The sequence below is a fragment of the Halalkalibacter lacteus genome, assembly GCF_036663595.1.
In the GTDB taxonomy this organism is placed as follows: domain Bacteria; phylum Bacillota; class Bacilli; order Bacillales; family Bacillaceae_D; genus Halalkalibacter; species Halalkalibacter lacteus.
In genome coordinates, this window is the sequence record NZ_JAWRVL010000002.1 from 119,228 (window position 1) to 135,913 (window position 16,686).

General features: G+C 38.9%; 14 protein-coding genes. All 14 read left to right on the forward strand.

From position 1 onward, the window contains the following. Positions 1-73 precede the first annotated feature (73 nt). The 14 genes from pyrH to SAZ04_RS02115 all read left to right on the forward strand — a co-directional run bounded on the left by pyrH (position 74) and on the right by SAZ04_RS02115 (position 16,670). The gene (gene pyrH / locus SAZ04_RS02050; protein WP_332690268.1) at positions 74-793 is read left to right on the forward strand and encodes a UMP kinase; all 720 of its coding nucleotides are present in this window, start codon (positions 74-76) and stop codon (positions 791-793) included. Continuing rightward, positions 793-1,350, forward strand: coding sequence for a ribosome recycling factor (gene frr / locus SAZ04_RS02055; protein WP_332690271.1), 558 nt, complete (start codon positions 793-795; stop codon positions 1,348-1,350). Before pyrH ends, frr begins: the two co-directional genes overlap by 1 nt. A 146-nt stretch (positions 1,351-1,496) precedes the next feature. Next, entirely contained in the window at positions 1,497-2,264 is a 768-nt protein-coding gene (gene uppS / locus SAZ04_RS02060) for an undecaprenyl pyrophosphate synthase (protein ID WP_332690274.1), read from the forward strand. Positions 2,265-2,280: 16 nt separating this feature from the next. Beyond that, positions 2,281-3,078 (forward strand): phosphatidate cytidylyltransferase, encoded by a 798-nt coding sequence (locus tag SAZ04_RS02065; protein WP_332690277.1) that lies wholly within the window; start codon positions 2,281-2,283, stop codon positions 3,076-3,078. 51 nt (positions 3,079-3,129) lie between these two features. Next, positions 3,130-4,278, forward strand: a complete 1,149-nt coding sequence (locus SAZ04_RS02070; RefSeq protein ID WP_332690280.1) for a 1-deoxy-D-xylulose-5-phosphate reductoisomerase — start codon at positions 3,130-3,132, stop codon at positions 4,276-4,278. A gap of 20 nt (positions 4,279-4,298) precedes the next feature. After that, positions 4,299-5,555 carry an RIP metalloprotease RseP gene (rseP, locus tag SAZ04_RS02075; RefSeq protein WP_332690283.1) on the forward strand — a complete coding sequence of 419 codons (1,257 nt, stop codon included), beginning with the start codon at positions 4,299-4,301 and terminating at the stop codon, positions 5,553-5,555. 33 nt (positions 5,556-5,588) lie between these two features. Next, positions 5,589-7,289 (forward strand): proline--tRNA ligase, encoded by a 1,701-nt coding sequence (locus SAZ04_RS02080; protein WP_332690286.1) that lies wholly within the window; start codon positions 5,589-5,591, stop codon positions 7,287-7,289. Positions 7,290-7,494: 205 nt separating this feature from the next. Beyond that, complete coding sequence (locus tag SAZ04_RS02085) at positions 7,495-11,796, forward strand: PolC-type DNA polymerase III (RefSeq protein ID WP_332690289.1); 4,302 nt, start codon at positions 7,495-7,497, stop codon at positions 11,794-11,796. A gap of 218 nt (positions 11,797-12,014) precedes the next feature. Then, on the forward strand, positions 12,015-12,485 hold the full coding sequence (gene rimP / locus SAZ04_RS02090; RefSeq protein ID WP_332690292.1) for a ribosome maturation factor RimP: 471 nt from the start codon (positions 12,015-12,017) through the stop codon (positions 12,483-12,485). 61 nt (positions 12,486-12,546) lie between these two features. Beyond that, positions 12,547-13,668, forward strand: a complete 1,122-nt coding sequence (gene nusA / locus SAZ04_RS02095; protein ID WP_332690295.1) for a transcription termination factor NusA — start codon at positions 12,547-12,549, stop codon at positions 13,666-13,668. A gap of 15 nt (positions 13,669-13,683) precedes the next feature. Next, entirely contained in the window at positions 13,684-13,956 is a 273-nt protein-coding gene (gene rnpM, locus SAZ04_RS02100; RefSeq protein ID WP_332690298.1) for an RNase P modulator RnpM, read from the forward strand. Further along, the gene (locus tag SAZ04_RS02105) at positions 13,953-14,255 is read left to right on the forward strand and encodes a YlxQ family RNA-binding protein (protein ID WP_332690301.1); all 303 of its coding nucleotides are present in this window, start codon (positions 13,953-13,955) and stop codon (positions 14,253-14,255) included. The genes rnpM and SAZ04_RS02105 overlap by 4 nt, the downstream gene beginning before the upstream one ends. A 16-nt stretch (positions 14,256-14,271) precedes the next feature. Then, positions 14,272-16,392 (forward strand): translation initiation factor IF-2, encoded by a 2,121-nt coding sequence (gene infB, locus SAZ04_RS02110; RefSeq protein ID WP_332690304.1) that lies wholly within the window; start codon positions 14,272-14,274, stop codon positions 16,390-16,392. Continuing rightward, complete coding sequence (locus SAZ04_RS02115; protein ID WP_332690307.1) at positions 16,389-16,670, forward strand: DUF503 domain-containing protein; 282 nt, start codon at positions 16,389-16,391, stop codon at positions 16,668-16,670. Before infB ends, SAZ04_RS02115 begins: the two co-directional genes overlap by 4 nt. Positions 16,671-16,686 lie beyond the last annotated feature (16 nt).

Below are 16,686 nucleotides of genomic sequence, written 5' to 3' on the forward strand. Positions count from 1 at the left end.
AAAATGAAGGGGCACAATGTGTCCCTTTTTTCAGAGAGGTACTAAAAAACTTCATCTCATTTCGGAGGTTTTCATGCAAACATATAATCGAGTAATATTAAAGCTAAGTGGTGAAGCATTAGCAGGGGAACAAGGTTATGGTATTGACCCAATTGTGATCCAATCTGTAGCAAAACAAATTAAAGAAATCGTTGAACTAGAAGTAGAAGTAGCTGTTGTTGTCGGAGGCGGAAACATCTGGCGTGGGATGGCTGGGAGTGCAAAGGGAATGGATCGTGCGACAGCTGATTACATGGGTATGTTAGCAACTGTTATGAATTCATTGGCTTTGCAAGATAGTTTGGAAGATATTGAAGTTGAAACAAGAGTTCAAACATCAATTGAAATGCGTCAAGTGGCTGAGCCGTATATTCGCCGCAAGGCAATCCGTCATCTTGAAAAGAAACGTGTTGTTATTTTTGCAGCAGGAACAGGTAATCCATACTTCTCAACTGATACTACGGCTGCACTAAGAGCGGCGGAAATTGAAGCTGAAGTTATTTTAATGGCGAAAAATAAAGTAGATGGAGTTTACAGTGCAGATCCTTCTGTAGATGTTACTGCTAAGAAATATACAAAGATTTCTTATATGGATGTATTAAAAGAAGGGTTAGCTGTTATGGATTCAACCGCTTCATCATTATGCATGGATAACGATATTCCACTAATTGTTTTCTCTATTATGGAAGAAGGTAATATTAAACGAGCAGTACTAGGTGAAGAAATTGGTACATTAGTAAGGGGGAATTCATAATGTCACAAGAAGTGAAAAAAGATGCAGAACAACGTATGGCAAAAGCGATAGAAGCACTAAACCGTGAATTGGCTAAGTTGAGAGCGGGGCGTGCTAACCCGGCATTGCTTGATCGTGTAACGGTAGAATATTATGGTGCTGAAACACCTCTTAATCAATTGGCGACTATTTCTGTACCAGAAGCAAGGTTGCTATTAATTCAACCATTTGACAAGTCCTCTATTGCAAATATTGAACGAGCTATTCAAATGGCTGACCTTGGATTAACTCCATCAAACGACGGTACGGTCATTCGTATTCAGATACCGCCATTAACCGAAGAACGTCGGAAGGATCTTGTGAAACTTGTAAAGAAGTCGGCTGAAGAAGCAAAAGTTGCCGTTCGTAATGTTCGCCGTGATGCAAATGACGATTTAAAGAAAAGTCAAAAAGATGGTGAAATGACAGAAGATGAACTTCGCCGTAGTACGGATGAGGTTCAAAAATTAACAGATAAGATTATTGCGCAAGTTGATGACGTTGCAGAAAAGAAAGAAAAAGAAATCATGGAAGTGTAAGCCAGTTCCATGTAAAATAGACATAGTAAAAGACCCTCTTTTATCTTAGGGGGTTTTTTACACTTTCTTACTTGTTATGAGTCTTCTGAAAAAAGGCAAAGCTAGAAGAAGATGAACCTGCTGCTACATAGATGGAGGGCGCGAACATGCTTGAAAAGTTAACAAAATGGAAATCATCTTTCTCTTCACAAGAAGGAACAAATGAGATAGATGATATTAATGTCCCTCGGCATATTGCTATCATTATGGATGGAAATGGTCGCTGGGCAAAACAAAAGGGATTACCACGAATTGCTGGACATCGTGAAGGAATGAAAGTTATTAATAAAGTTGTTCGAAAAGCAGATGATCTTGGTGTTGAAATCTTAACATTATACGCATTTTCAACTGAAAACTGGAAGCGTCCGAAAACAGAAGTAGATTTTTTAATGAAACTACCTGAGCGTTTTCTGAATAAAGAATTACCAATGTTAATGGAAAAAAATGTGAAAGTGCGTTTAATGGGAACTATCGAGAACTTGCCTGAGCATACGAAACGAGCTGTTACTAAAGCTGTAAAAGATACAGAACAGAATACAGGTCTCATTTTAAATTTTGCACTTAATTATGGAAGCCGTTTTGAATTAATGGAAGCTGTAAAGAAAATTGCAAACCAAATAGAAAGTGGGTCGTTATCAGCAGAAGATATTACTGAATCTGTTTTGAAAGAGAATCTGATGACTGCTGAATTGCGAGATCCAGATTTATTAATTCGAACAAGCGGAGAAATTCGCTTGAGTAATTTTATGCTATGGCAAGTCGCGTATAGTGAGTTTTGGTTTACAGATGTTCTATGGCCAGATTTTGATGAACACCACCTTGTAGAAGCCATTGCCGTCTATCAAAAACGCGTGCGTAGATACGGTGGCGTTTAAAAGGGGCGATGTTAAATTGAAAGAAAGAATAATAACAGGGATTATTGGCGGAGCGTTCTTTATTACGATGGTTCTATTTGGTGGATGGGTATTTGCATTGTTTATTTCGATTGTGGCATCAGTTGCGATGATGGAGTTATTGAAAATGAAAAAAATAGCTCCTATATCGTTAATGGGTATCATCAGTTTATTTTCGATGTGGTTGTTACTTGTACCGACAAATTGGTTTGACCAAGTTGTTCCTTCTTATTTTACAAAAGTGGAAATTTTTATCTTTATGATATTAGTATTGCTAATGTTTACGGTTATTACTAAGAACTCGTTTACATTTGACCAAGTCGGTTTTGTTATCCTATCTTCGGTATATGTCGGTTTTGGATTTCATTATTTAATTATGACACGTGATATACCAGAGCATGGTTTGATTCTTGTGTTTTATGTTTTACTTTTAATTTGGACAACCGATTCAGGTGCTTATTTTGTTGGGCGAAAATGGGGAAGAAATAAGTTATGGCCAGATATTAGTCCGAAAAAAACAATTGAAGGCTCTATTGGTGGAATTGTAGCAGCCACGATTGTCGGTACTATTTTTTATTTTTTCTTTCCGATTTTTTCGAGTTATATTACGGCTTTATTAGTAATTATTGTCGCATCTATATTTGGCCAGCTGGGTGATTTAGTGGAATCAGCTTTAAAGAGGCATTATGCTGTGAAGGACTCAGGTAATGTTTTACCAGGACATGGGGGAATATTGGATCGATTTGATAGTCTGATTTATGTTATGCCTATTCTCCATTTGCTTCAACTAATCTAAGCTTAAGAGGAAAGTATGTAATGAGATATTTTATAATAGTAGGTGAGTAAGTTGAAGCATATTAGTTTATTAGGTGCTACGGGATCGATTGGAACACAAACGTTAGATGTTATCCGTAAGCATCCTCATCATTTTAGGTTAGAATCAATGTCAGTAGGAAAGAATATAAAGTTAGCGATTGAACAAGTTCATGAGTTTGCCCCAAAGCTTTTATCCGTACAATCGAAAGAAGATTATGATAAACTAATACATGAAGTGCCAAGTTCTACAAGAGTTGTTTATGGGAGTGAAGGATTAATTGAAGTAGCAACAGCACAGGAATCAGAAATTCTTGTAAATGCTGTTCTTGGTAGTGTGGGCTTGTCGCCAACTTTAGCTGCGATTCAAGCGGGAAAGACAATTGCTATTGCAAATAAAGAAACGTTAGTAACAGCTGGTCATATTGTGACGGAGGAGGCTAAACGACATAATGTAGCCCTACTTCCCGTTGATAGTGAACATTCTGCCATTTTTCAAGCATTGAACGGAGAGAGCATAAAAGAAGTTGACCGTTTGATTCTTACAGCTTCTGGTGGGAGTTTTCGTGACCGTTCGCGCGAGGACCTTGTGAATGTAACGGTTCGCGAAGCGCTTAACCACCCGAATTGGTCTATGGGTGCAAAGATTACGATTGATTCTGCAACGATGATGAATAAAGGTCTTGAAGTAATTGAAGCACGATGGCTTTTCGATATGCCTTATGAGAAAATTGATGTCGTTCTACATAAAGAGAGTATTATACATTCAATGGTTGAATACATAGACGGAAGTGTTATTGCCCAATTAGGAACACCAGATATGCGAGTGCCTATTCAATATGCTCTTACGTATCCGAAACGACTACAGTCGATTTCACATGAGCGATTGAATTTATGGGAAATAGGAGCTCTTCACTTTACAAAGATTGATATGAAGCGATTTCGATGTATATCATTTGCTTATGAAGCTGGAAAAATTGGCGGAACGATGCCAACGGTTTTAAATGCAGCGAATGAAACAGCCGTCGCCTATTTCTTAGAAAATCGACTTTCTTTCTTAGAAATTGAACATGTAATTGAACAAGCTCTTGAAAGACATTCCCTTATTAAACAGCCAACATTAGAAGAAATTATTGCAGTTGATGCCGAGACGAGAGCCTTTATCCACTCAATGATCAAATAAGAAAGGTGGACACTTAAGCGATGAATACTTTACTGTCAGTCATTGTTATTTTCGGTCTTCTTGTTTTCATTCATGAATGGGGACATTTATACTTTGCAAAACGTGCAGGGATTTTATGTAGGGAGTTTGCGATTGGTTTTGGACCAAAGATCTTCTCATTTAAACGAAATGAAACAGTTTATACCATTCGCTTGCTTCCGTTAGGTGGCTTTGTAAGAATGGCCGGCGAAGACCCAGAAATGATTGATATTAAACCTGGTTATGAGATTGGACTTGTATTTAATACAGCACGTAAAGTAAGCAAAATTGTTATTAATAACAAGTCTAAACACCCAGAAGCACTTGTTGTACAAGTTGAGAAAATAGATTTAGAACGTGAACTCATCATTGAAGCTTATAATGACGAAGGCGAGAGAATGCAGTACCAAATTGATGATCAAGCTGTACTGATTCAAGATGAACAGGAGACGCAAATTGCCCCATGGAATCGTCAGTTTGGTTCAAAAACAGTTGGTCAACGTGCTTTAGCTATTTTTGCTGGTCCTATGATGAATTTTCTATTAGCAGTTGTGATTTTAATCGCATTTGCCTTATTCCAAGGTATGCCTGTAGATGAAGCACGAATAGGTGATGTATCTCCGGATAGTGCAGCGATTGAAGCTGGCTTACAAGAGGGGGATCAGGTTGTAGCAATTGATGGGCAACCGATCGATACGTGGGATGAGATGACAAGTATCATTCAACAACATCCAAATGAGTCAATTGTCTTTGAAATAGAGCGGGGGGATCAAACGTTAGCGGTTCCGGTTACTCCAGCAGAACGGGTTGGACAATTTGGAGACCCTGAGGGGTTTGTTGGGATTGCTAGACCGACTGAATTTTCATTAATGGGTTCAATTATGTTTGGTTTCACGCAAACGTATATGTTTATGACAATGATTTTTGAAGTGTTAGGAATGATTGTTACAGGAAACTTTTCATTGGATTATGTAGCTGGACCTGTTGGAATTTACAACTACACGGGTGAGGCAGCTGCAATGGGGATATTTGTATTAATGCAATGGGCTGCGGCTTTAAGTGTCAATTTAGGGATAATAAATTTACTTCCTATTCCTGCAATGGACGGTGGCCGGTTAATATTTATTGGACTTGAAGCCGTTAGAGGGAAGCCGATGGATCCGCAAAAAGAAGGGCTTGTTCACTTTATCGGGTTTGCTTTACTTATGCTATTAATGATTGTTGTTACTTGGAACGATATAAATAAATTTTTTATGTAAATTTGAAAAGACGAGTTGGAAAGGACTTTAACAATGAGACAACGGAATTATTTATCACCAACTTTACGTGACGTACCGGCTGATGCAGAAATTAAAAGTCATCAGCTCATGTTGCGAGCGGGACTTATTCGCCAGACAGCTTCAGGAATCTATTCTTATCTTCCATTAGGAAAAAAGGTTCTTAGAAAAGTCGAAGAGGTCATTCGTGATGAAATGGATGCAGCTGGTGGGCAGGAAGTGTTAATGCCAGCTATTCAACCAGCTGAACTTTGGGAGGAGTCTGGTCGATTAGGAGATTATGGTCCTGAATTAATGAGGTTAAAAGATCGTCACAATCGTGACTTTGTTCTTGGGGCAACTCATGAAGAAGTGATTACAACGTTAGTTCGTGATGACGTTCAATCATACAAAAAATTGCCAATGAATTTGTATCAAATTCAAACAAAGTATCGTGATGAAAGAAGACCTAGATTCGGTGTTCTCCGCTCGCGTGAATTTATAATGAAAGATGCCTATTCTTTCGATACTACTAAGGAAGGCTTAGATGAGAGTTATCGCAAAATGTATGATGCGTATCAAAATATTTTCTCGCGTTGTAACCTGAATTTTAGAGCTGTAGAAGCTGATTCAGGAGCAATTGGTGGAACGGATACACATGAATTTATGGTTCTTAGTGACATCGGGGAAGATACGATAGCGTATTCTGATCAATCTGATTTTGCAGCAAACATTGAAATTGCACCTGTTCGCGTAAATTATATAAAATCAGAAGAAGCATTATTAGAACTTCAAGTCGTTGACACTCCGAATACTAGAACAATTGATGAAGTAACTTCACTATTAGGGGTAAACTCAAGTGCTACGATTAAATCACTTCTTTATATTGTCAATGAAGAACCAGTGCTTGTCTTAGTTCGTGGTGATCATGAAGTGAATGAAATCAAAGTAGGTAATATTCTTGGAAACTCTGTAGTACAATTAGCTACACCTGAACAAACGGCTACCATTCTAGGTTGTGAAACTGGATATGTAGGACCAATAAACATTCCTGATGGGGTAAAGATTATCGCCGATCATGCTGTTGAGTTTATAGTGAACGGTGTATGTGGGGCAAATGAAAGGGAAAAGCATTATAACAATGTAAATCCTAGTCGCGATTTTCAAGTATCATGTTACGAGGACATTAGATTTATCCAAGAAGGGGATCCTTCACCTGATGGAAAAGGTACGATTCAATTTGCGATGGGAATTGAAGTCGGTCATGTATTTAAATTAGGAACGAAATATAGTGAAGCGCTTGGAGCAAAATACCTAGATGAAAATGGTAAGTCACAAACGATGATCATGGGTTGTTATGGCATTGGTGTTTCAAGAACGGTAGCAGCTATTGTCGAACAGCATTATGATGAAAATGGTATTGTTTGGCCTATAACAGTAGCGCCATTTGACCTTCACCTTGTGACGATCAATGTGAAAAATGAAGAACAAAAGCAACTAGGTGAAGAACTTTATCAAGCATTAAAGCAAGAGGGATATGACGTCTTGTTTGATGATCGACCTGAACGTGCAGGTGTTAAGTTTAAAGACTCAGATCTAATGGGTCTTCCAATACGAATAGGAGTTGGCAAGAAAGCGTCAGAAGGCATTGTTGAAGTGAAAGTAAGGAAAACCGGGGATATGATAGAAGTACATGTTTCAGACTTAGTTGATACATTAAAGAAGTTGCTAAATTAATTATAAATGAACAATTGAGGGTGACTCAGCAATAAAGGGTCTGATTCCTAGTGGCAATAGGTTGCGTGTTTATCTCGCTTCACATATTGTAGACTAGGACAGGTCGTTCTGAGTCAGCCTCTTCTCTTTTCATGTGAACAACCTCGAAGCAATGACAGGCTCTTTAATTTAATAAAAAGTATGAAATATGGGGGGGAATGAATCAATGTCACAAGATGAACAGCTCCGCAAAGAACGACTTCAATTGCTTCTCCAGCAGTTACAATTACCAGAACAAGTAATGAAGACTCATTTTCAAAACGCAATGATACGTAAATTAGTCATATCGAAAGAAAAAAGAGCATGGCATTTTCATATTGATGTACCAGTTGTCGTACCGGCTGCGATATTTGAATTGTTTTCAGATCGGTTACGTGTAACATTTGAGCATATTGCGAATGCTACATTTACCTTTTACTATTCAAACAATGAACTGAAAGAGTCACAGTGGATTGACTATTGGCCATTAATTATTTCTAAATTGTCTCAAATTTCAGATGGAATACGTGAACTTTTAAAGAAGCAGTCTCCTACTTATGATGGGAAAAGACTTGTCATCCAAGTTCGTAATGAAACGGAAGCTGTAGCGTTAAAGCGTAAATTAACGGAACCGTTTCAAGAAACGATTTCATCATTAAGTTTGCCGTCGATTAAAATTGATACTTATATCCATGAATCAAAACAAGAGTTTGAGAAGTTTGTTGAAAAACGAGATCAAGAAGACCACTCAAAGGTTGTTGAAGCAATACTTGAGAAGAAGAAAAATGAAAAGCAAGCTGAAAAAGAACTGAGTGGTAAGCCTTTAGTAATCGGATATCCAATAAAAGATGAGCCAATGCCTCTTGAAGCGATTGTGGATGAAGAGCGCCGTGTTACAGTGCAAGGGTACGTATTTAATGCAGAAACAAGGGAACTACGAAGCGGGCGAACTTTATTAACATTTAAAATAACCGATTATACGGATTCAATATTAGTCAAAATGTTTTCAAGAGATAAAGAAGATGTGCCTCTCCTTCAAGCAATTAAAAAAGGAATGTGGCTTAAAGTTCGAGGCGGTATACAAAACGATACGTTTGTACGTGACCTTGTCATGATCGGAAATGATGTGAATCAGCTAAGCCCTGTTGAACGTATGGATTCAGCAAGTGAAGAAGAAAAAAGAGTTGAGCTGCATCTCCATACGACGATGAGCCAAATGGACGGACTTGGTTCGGCGGGAAGGTACGTCGAGCAAGCTGCAAAATGGGGCCATCCAGCAATAGCCGTAACAGATCATGGAGTCGTACAAGCATTTCCAGAAGCTTATTCTGCAGGGAAAAAGCACGGAATTAAAGTCTTGTTTGGGCTTGAAGCCAATCTTGTCGATGACGGTGTTCCCATTGTATATAATGAAGCTCATCGTTTATTAATAGAAGATGAATATGTTGTATTTGATGTTGAGACAACGGGATTATCTGCTGTGTACAATACGATCATCGAGCTCGCTGCAGTTAAAATGAAAGGCGGGGAGATTATCGATCGGTTTGAATCGTTTGCTGACCCGCATGAACCGTTAACCAATACAATCATTGAGTTAACTGGAATTACAGATGACATGGTGAGAGGTCAGCCTGAAGTCGCTGATGTTTTGCGTGATTTCAAAGAGTTTATTGGTGATGCCATATTAGTTGCCCATAATGCTAGCTTTGACATGGGGTTCTTAAATGTGGGATACCAAAAGATTGGTCTTGGCGAAGCGACGAATCCTGTTATTGATACGTTAGAGCTTGGACGTTTTCTTTATCCAGAGTTAAAGAATCATCGGCTTAACTCATTGTGTAAAAAGTTTGACATTGAACTTGTTAGTCACCACCGAGCGATTTATGATGCCGAAGCGACAGGCTATTTACTTTGGAAGATGGTAAAAGACACGAATGAACGCGAAATTGAATACCACGACCAATTAAACGAGCATATGGGACAAGGGAATTTTCATCGCCAACGGCCAGCACATTGTACGATTTTAGCTCAAACACAGGAAGGGTTAAAAAATTTGTATCAGCTTGTGTCAATGGCGCATGTTGATTATTTCTTTCGAACACCACGTATTCCTAGATCGCAACTCCAAAAACATCGGAACGGCTTATTAATTGGATCAGCCTGTGATAAAGGTGAGGTTTTTGAAGGAATGATGCAAAAGTCAGCGGATGAGGTGGAAGAAATTGCTAAGTTCTATGACTATATTGAAATTCAGCCACTCGTAACGTATCAACATTTGATTGAAAGAGAGTTAGTGAAAAGTGAAAAAGCATTGCAAGAAATTGTAGCCAATATCGTTCGTCTAGGAGAAAAGTTAGAAAAGCCAGTTGTCGCAACTGGTAATGCTCATTATTTACAAAAAGAAGACTATATTTATCGAAAAATTTTAATTGCTTCCCAAGGTGGGGCGAATCCATTAAACAAACAAACATTACCTGAAGTCCATTTCCGTACAACTGATGAAATGCTTAATGCATTCTCTTTTCTAGGTGAAGAAAAGGCAAAAGAAGTCGTTGTAACAAATACACAAAAAGTGGCAAACATGATTGAGGAAATTCATCCGATTCCTGATGACTTGTACACACCTAAAATTGAAGGTGCGGATGATGAGATAAGAGAAATGAGCTACAACATGGCAAGAAGCATTTATGGGGATGACTTACCGGAGGTTGTTGAGGCACGAATTGAGAAAGAACTAAAGAGTATTATCGGACACGGGTTTGCGGTTATTTATTTAATCTCACATAAACTCGTTAAGAAATCCTTGATTGACGGCTATTTAGTTGGGTCTCGTGGATCTGTAGGATCTTCGTTTGTGGCCACGATGACCGAAATCACAGAAGTAAACCCACTTCCTCCTCATTACGTCTGTCCTAGTTGCCATCATTCTCATTTTTTTGACGACGGTTCTGTCGGTTCAGGCTATGATTTACCGGATAAGGACTGTACAGAATGTGGAACACCTTATGTGAAAGATGGACAAGATATCCCTTTTGAAACATTTTTAGGATTTAAAGGGGATAAAGTTCCAGATATTGATTTGAACTTCTCAGGGGAGTATCAACCAAGGGCCCATCATTATACGAAGGAATTGTTTGGTGAGAAATATGTGTATCGTGCGGGAACGATAGGTACGGTTGCAGAAAAAACAGCTTATGGATATGTAAAAGGCTATCAAGGAGATCATGACCTTCATATGAGAGGTGCGGAGATTGATCGACTTGTTTCTGGCTGTACAGGAGTAAAACGGACATCGGGACAACATCCTGGTGGAATTATTGTTGTCCCAGATTATATGGACATCCATGATTTCTGTCCAATTCAGTTCCCAGCTGATGATAAGAATTCTGAATGGAAGACGACTCATTTTGATTTCCATTCGATTCATGATAACTTGCTCAAACTTGATATTCTTGGCCACGATGATCCAACAGTCATTCGGATGCTGCAAGATTTAAGCGGAATTGATCCGAAAACCATTCCGACAGATGATCCTGAAGTCATGAAGATCTTTAGTGGTCCTGAAGTGTTAGGTGTAACCGAAGAGCAAATTATGTGTAAAACAGGGACACTCGGAATTCCAGAGTTTGGCACTAGGTTTGTGCGTCAAATGCTTGAAGAAACGAAACCGAGCACGTTCTCTGAGCTCGTTCAGATTTCGGGGCTTTCTCACGGTACCGATGTTTGGCTGAACAATGCGAACGAACTAATTTACAATGGTACATGTGAACTGAAGGATGTGATCGGTTGTCGTGATGACATTATGGTCTATCTAATTTATAAAGGGCTTGATCCTTCCCTGGCTTTTAAAATCATGGAATTTGTCCGAAAAGGAAAAGGACTTCAACCAGAGTGGATTGATGAAATGAAGAAGCATGATGTCCCAGATTGGTACATTGGTTCATGTCTTAAAATTAAATACATGTTCCCGAAAGCGCATGCTGCAGCCTATGTATTAATGGCGGTCCGCATTGCTTACTTTAAAGTTCATCATCCAATTATTTATTATGCATCATACTTTACTGTTCGTGCAGATGATTTCGACTTAGATACAATGATTAAGGGGTCGGAGGCAATTAAAGCAAAAGTGCAAGAAATTAATGCTAAAGGGTTAGATGCATCTCCGAAAGAGAAGTCTGTTTTAACTGTTCTTGAGCTAGCTCTTGAAATGTGTGAGAGAGGATTTTCGTTCCAAAAAGTTGATTTGTATCGTTCAAGTGCCACTGAGTTTATTGTGGAAGATCAGACACTGTTACCACCTTTTAATTCTATGACAGGTGTTGGAACGAATGCAGCACTCAACATCGTAAAAGCGAGAGGAGATCGTGAGTTCCTCTCAAAAGAAGATTTGCAACAGAGGAGTAAGTTAACAAAAACGGTTCTAGAGCATTTAGATGAACATGGTTGCTTAGCGGGAATGCCTGATTCTAATCAACTTTCTCTGTTCTAGTCAAGCCACCGTTCTGTTGCAATGCATAGCAGAGTATGGTATTCTGTTAAATGGTAATACTTAGAATACGTTACGCAAAAAGAGTGGGGAAACCCACTCTTTCGTTGTTCGCTCTACTTTATTCTCATAAAAAAAGCGACGTAACTGAAGACAAAGAAAGTAACGATCATTCGGTTAGCTATTATACATGAAATAGTAGAACAGCGAGGAGGGTACAGATGAGTAAGAAAGTTACTGAATTAACAAGCGAATTAGTAACGCCTATATTAGATGATTTGAATCTAGAGCTTGTTGATGTCGAGTTTAAAAAAGAGGGTCCGAATTGGTTCCTACGTATTTTTATAGACTCAGATAAAGGTGTAGACTTGGAAGATTGTGGACAAGTGAGTGAAAAAGTAAGTGAGAAACTTGATGAACTTGATCCTATTCCGCAAGCTTATTTTCTTGAAGTTTCTTCACCAGGGGCAGAGCGCCCACTAAAAAAAGAAAAAGATCTGACAAAGTCGATCGGGAAAAATGTCTACGTGTCAACGTATGAGCCCATTGAAGGGGAAAAGGCATTTGAAGGAAAGTTGATTCACTTTGATGGTGAAAGCTTAGAAATCGAAGTGAAAGTAAAAACGCGTAAAAAGGTTTACACTATACCATATAATAAAGTAGCAAATGCAAGGCTAGCTATTATCTTCTAAAAATTATTGTTAGGGAGAAAAGTATGCTCGTTTTGACGATTGAAAGGGGGAAGTATAGTCCATGAATAGTGAATTTATGGATGCGTTGGCAACATTAGAAAGAGAAAAAGGAATCAAAAAAGATGTTATCATTGAGGCAATTGAAGCTGCCCTTATATCTGGTTACAAACGTAATTTTAATCAAGTCCAAAATGTACGTGTTGATGTAAACAGAGACAACGGTAGTATTCGAGTTTTTGCAAGAAAAGTAGTAGTTGAAGAGGTTTTTGATACGCGTCTTGAAATTTCATTAGATGAGGCACAAAAGATAAATCCAAGCTATGAAGTTGATGATGTTGTTGAAATTGAAGTTACACCGAAAGATTTTGGCCGAATTGCCGCACAAACGGCAAAGCAAGTGGTGACGCAACGAGTACGTGAAGCTGAGCGTGGAATTATTTATTCTGATTTTATAGATCGTGAAGAGGATATTATGACAGGAATTGTTCAACGACAAGATCATCGTTTCATTTATGTTGACCTTGGAAAAGTTGAAGCACTTTTGCCGCTAAGTGAGCAAATGCCAAATGAAAGTTACAAACATAATGATCGAATCAAAGCATTTATCACGAAGGTTGAGAAAACGACTAAAGGTCCGCAAATTTTAATTTCTCGTACACATCCTGGCCTCTTGAAACGTCTGTTTGAGCTAGAAGTTCCAGAAATTTATGACGGTACAGTTGAAATTAAATCGGTATCTCGTGAAGCAGGAGATCGTTCGAAAATAGCTGTACATGTTGATAATCCAGAAGTGGATCCAGTAGGTGCGTGTGTGGGTCCTAGAGGACAGCGAGTTCAAACAATTGTAAATGAGTTAAAGGGTGAAAAGATTGACATCGTTCGTTGGTCAGAAGATCCTGTGGAATATGTAGCCAATGCATTAAGCCCGTCTAAAGTATTAAAAGTAAATGTGAATGAAGAAGAAAAAACAACTCAAGTTATTGTTCCAGATTACCAACTTTCACTTGCTATCGGCAAGCGTGGGCAAAATGCAAGGTTAGCGGCTAAGCTAACAGGCTGGAAAATTGATATTAAGAGCGAATCAGATGCAAGAGAGCTTGGACTACTTAGTGATGAAGAAGAGCTTCGACCTGTATCAAATGAAGAAGACGTCTTTATTCCAGACTTTAACGATCAAGAATAAAAGGAGATGGGGCCATTGAAACAACGAAAAGTTCCTCTTCGAAAATGCATTGTAACAAATGAAATGAAGCCAAAGCAAGAATTGGTTCGTATCGTTCGCTCTCCAGAGGGGATTGTTTCAATTGATATAACTGGAAAGAAGAATGGGCGAGGAGCCTACATGACTAATGATGATGAAATCTTTGAATTAGCAAAGAAAAGAGATGTTTTATCAAGGCATTTGCAAACAAAAGTTGATGCTACTATTTATGATGAATTACGTGAAGCAAGCAAACGGAGTCGAAAATGACTAGAGGGTGGCTGTCGTTACTAGGATTAGCAGCACGAGCAAGAAAACTTGTCACAGGGGAAGAGCTCGTTTTGAAAGAAGTCAGAAGAAAATCGGTTCGATTAGTCATTCTCTCTTCTGATGCTGCAGAACAAACAAAGAAAAAAGTATTGGACAAATGCGGCCATTACAACATACCGATACGAATAACGTCAGATCGAGCAACGCTTGGGCAAGCTATCGGGAAAGCGGAGAGAGTCGTCATTGGTGTAATGGATGATGGATTTGCGAAGAAAATGACCGCATTAATCGACCAATGATTCTGGAGGTAAATACATGAAAAAAATGAGAATATATGAATATGCAAAAGAGAAAGACGTAGCAAGTAAAGTGATCATTGATCAATTGAAAGAATCAGGATTTACAGTAACGAATCATATGTCTGTAATCGATGAAAAGATGATGGAGTCTTTAACAGGAAAGCAGACTAATTCATCTCAGAGTACAGCTACAGCTACGAAGAGTAAAGAGAAAACGGACAATCGTCCACCTAAGCAACAAAAGAATGATGCGAAACGCAATCAAGCAAGACCTCCAAAAAATAAAATGCAAGGTCCACAAAACCGTGGGAATAAAGGGCCGAACAAGCGTGGAGGCGGTGTACAGCAGCAACAACGTCAAGAACCACCGAAACCAAAGCCATTGCCAGATAAAATTACGTTTGTTGGGTCTCTAACCGTTGGTGAAATTGCTAAGAAGTTACATAAGGAACCTTCAGAAATCATTAAGAAACTGATGGGCCTAGGTGTTATGGCGACAATTAACCAAGAATTAGACAAAGATTCAATCGAATTAATAGCTGGTGATTTTGGTGTTGAGGTCGAGGAAGAAATTGTTATTGATGAAATGGACTTCGAAAGTTATGTTGATGACGATTCAGAGGAAGACTTACAAGAGAGACCACCTGTTGTCACAATTATGGGGCACGTTGACCATGGGAAAACAACCCTACTTGACTCCATTCGTCACACAAAAGTAACTGCGGGAGAAGCAGGGGGTATTACACAACACATTGGTGCTTATCAAATCGAGTCTAACGGTAAAAAAATTACCTTCCTTGATACGCCAGGTCACGCAGCATTTACAACAATGCGTGCACGTGGTGCTCAAGTAACAGATATTACAATCCTTGTTGTTGCTGCAGATGATGGTGTTATGCCACAAACAAAAGAAGCAATCAGCCATGCCAAAGCAGCGGGTGTACCAATCATCGTAGCTGTGAATAAAATGGATAAAGAAGCAGCGAATCCAGATCGTGTTATGCAAGAGTTAACTGAGTTTGAACTTGTTCCTGAAGCATGGGGAGGCGATACGATTTTTGTAAATGTATCAGCTCTTGCAGGAACAGGTATTGATGAATTAATTGAGATGATTCTTCTAGTCTCAGAAGTGGAAGAATTAAAAGCCAATCCAAACAAATTAGCAAAAGGTACTGTAATTGAGGCTGAGCTAGATAAAGGTCGTGGAGCTGTTGCTACTCTTCTTGTACAAAGCGGTCAGTTAAAAGTCGGTGACCCAATTGTAGTTGGTTCTTCCTTTGGACGTGTTCGCGCAATGGTAAATGATCTTGGCCGTCGCGTAAAAGAAGTTGGCCCATCTACTCCAGTTGAAGTGACTGGACTTAATGAAGTTCCACTGGCAGGAGATCAATTCCAAGCGTTTGCAGATGAGAAGAAGGCTCGTCAAATTGGTGAGGCACGTATGTCTCGTCAACGTGAAGAGAATCTTTCAGAAAACTCGAAAGTTAGCTTAGATGATCTATTTAATCAAATTCAGCAAGGGGAAGTCAAAGACATCAATATTATCATTAAAGCGGATGTTCAAGGTTCTGTTGAAGCAATGCGTGGTTCATTAGAAAAAATTGATGTTGAAGGTGTAAAAGTAAATATCATTCATGCAGGTGTTGGGGCAATTACAGAGTATGATGTAATGCTGGCATCAGCTTCTAATGGGATTGTGATTGGATTTAATGTTCGTCCTGACGTGAATGCAAAACGTACGGCAGAGGCTGAGAAAGTTGATATTCGTCTTCACCGTGTTATTTATAATGCAATTGATGAAATTGAAGCAGCAATGAAAGGGATGCTTGATCCAGAATTTGAAGAAAAAGTCATTGGTCAAGTTGAAGTTCGTACAACTTTCAAAGTATCAAAAGTTGGTACGATTGCGGGTGCTTATGTAACAGAAGGAAAAGTAACAAGAGATTCGACAGTACGCCTGATCCGTGATGGGATTGTTGTCTATGAGGGATCAATCAATGCGTTGAAACGTTTTAAAGACGACGCTAAAGAAGTTGCTGCAGGATACGAGTGTGGTATTACTCTTGAGAAATATAATGATATTAAAGAAGGCGACGTTATTGAAGCGTATGTAATGGAAGAAATCGAGCGTAAATGATTATAGGGTTCGTACGCCTCGAGCTTCTCATTTATGATGCTCAATCACTGAAAGAAAAGCGCTCTGTTTTAAAAAGTATTCAAACAAGAGTGAAGCAGCGTTTTAACCTTTCTGTTGCAGAAACGGATCATCATGATGTTTGGCAACGTGCTGAATTAACGATGGTAACTGTTTCAAATGACCGTGCCGTTTGTGAACGTGAATTACAAAAAGCTCTTGCATTAATTGATGGGGAGCCTGACGCAGAAAGAACGATTACGGATTATGAATGGCTCTAATGTAGAGAACAGAGGT

Excerpts from the sequence above, each read along its gene's own strand:
- pyrH (WP_332690268.1), top strand. The coding sequence starts at position 74 with ATGCAAACATATAATCGAGTAATATTAAAGCTAAGTGGTGAAGCATTA.
- frr (WP_332690271.1), top strand. The coding sequence starts at position 793 with ATGTCACAAGAAGTGAAAAAAGATGCAGAACAACGTATGGCAAAAGCG.
- uppS (WP_332690274.1), top strand. The coding sequence starts at position 1,497 with ATGCTTGAAAAGTTAACAAAATGGAAATCATCTTTCTCTTCACAAGAA.
- rseP (WP_332690283.1), top strand. The coding sequence starts at position 4,299 with ATGAATACTTTACTGTCAGTCATTGTTATTTTCGGTCTTCTTGTTTTC.
- SAZ04_RS02080 (WP_332690286.1), top strand. The coding sequence starts at position 5,589 with ATGAGACAACGGAATTATTTATCACCAACTTTACGTGACGTACCGGCT.
- SAZ04_RS02085 (WP_332690289.1), top strand. The coding sequence starts at position 7,495 with ATGTCACAAGATGAACAGCTCCGCAAAGAACGACTTCAATTGCTTCTC.
- rimP (WP_332690292.1), top strand. The coding sequence starts at position 12,015 with ATGAGTAAGAAAGTTACTGAATTAACAAGCGAATTAGTAACGCCTATA.
- nusA (WP_332690295.1), top strand. The coding sequence starts at position 12,547 with ATGAATAGTGAATTTATGGATGCGTTGGCAACATTAGAAAGAGAAAAA.
- SAZ04_RS02105 (WP_332690301.1), top strand. The coding sequence starts at position 13,953 with ATGACTAGAGGGTGGCTGTCGTTACTAGGATTAGCAGCACGAGCAAGA.
- infB (WP_332690304.1), top strand. The coding sequence starts at position 14,272 with ATGAAAAAAATGAGAATATATGAATATGCAAAAGAGAAAGACGTAGCA.
- SAZ04_RS02115 (WP_332690307.1), top strand. The coding sequence starts at position 16,389 with ATGATTATAGGGTTCGTACGCCTCGAGCTTCTCATTTATGATGCTCAA.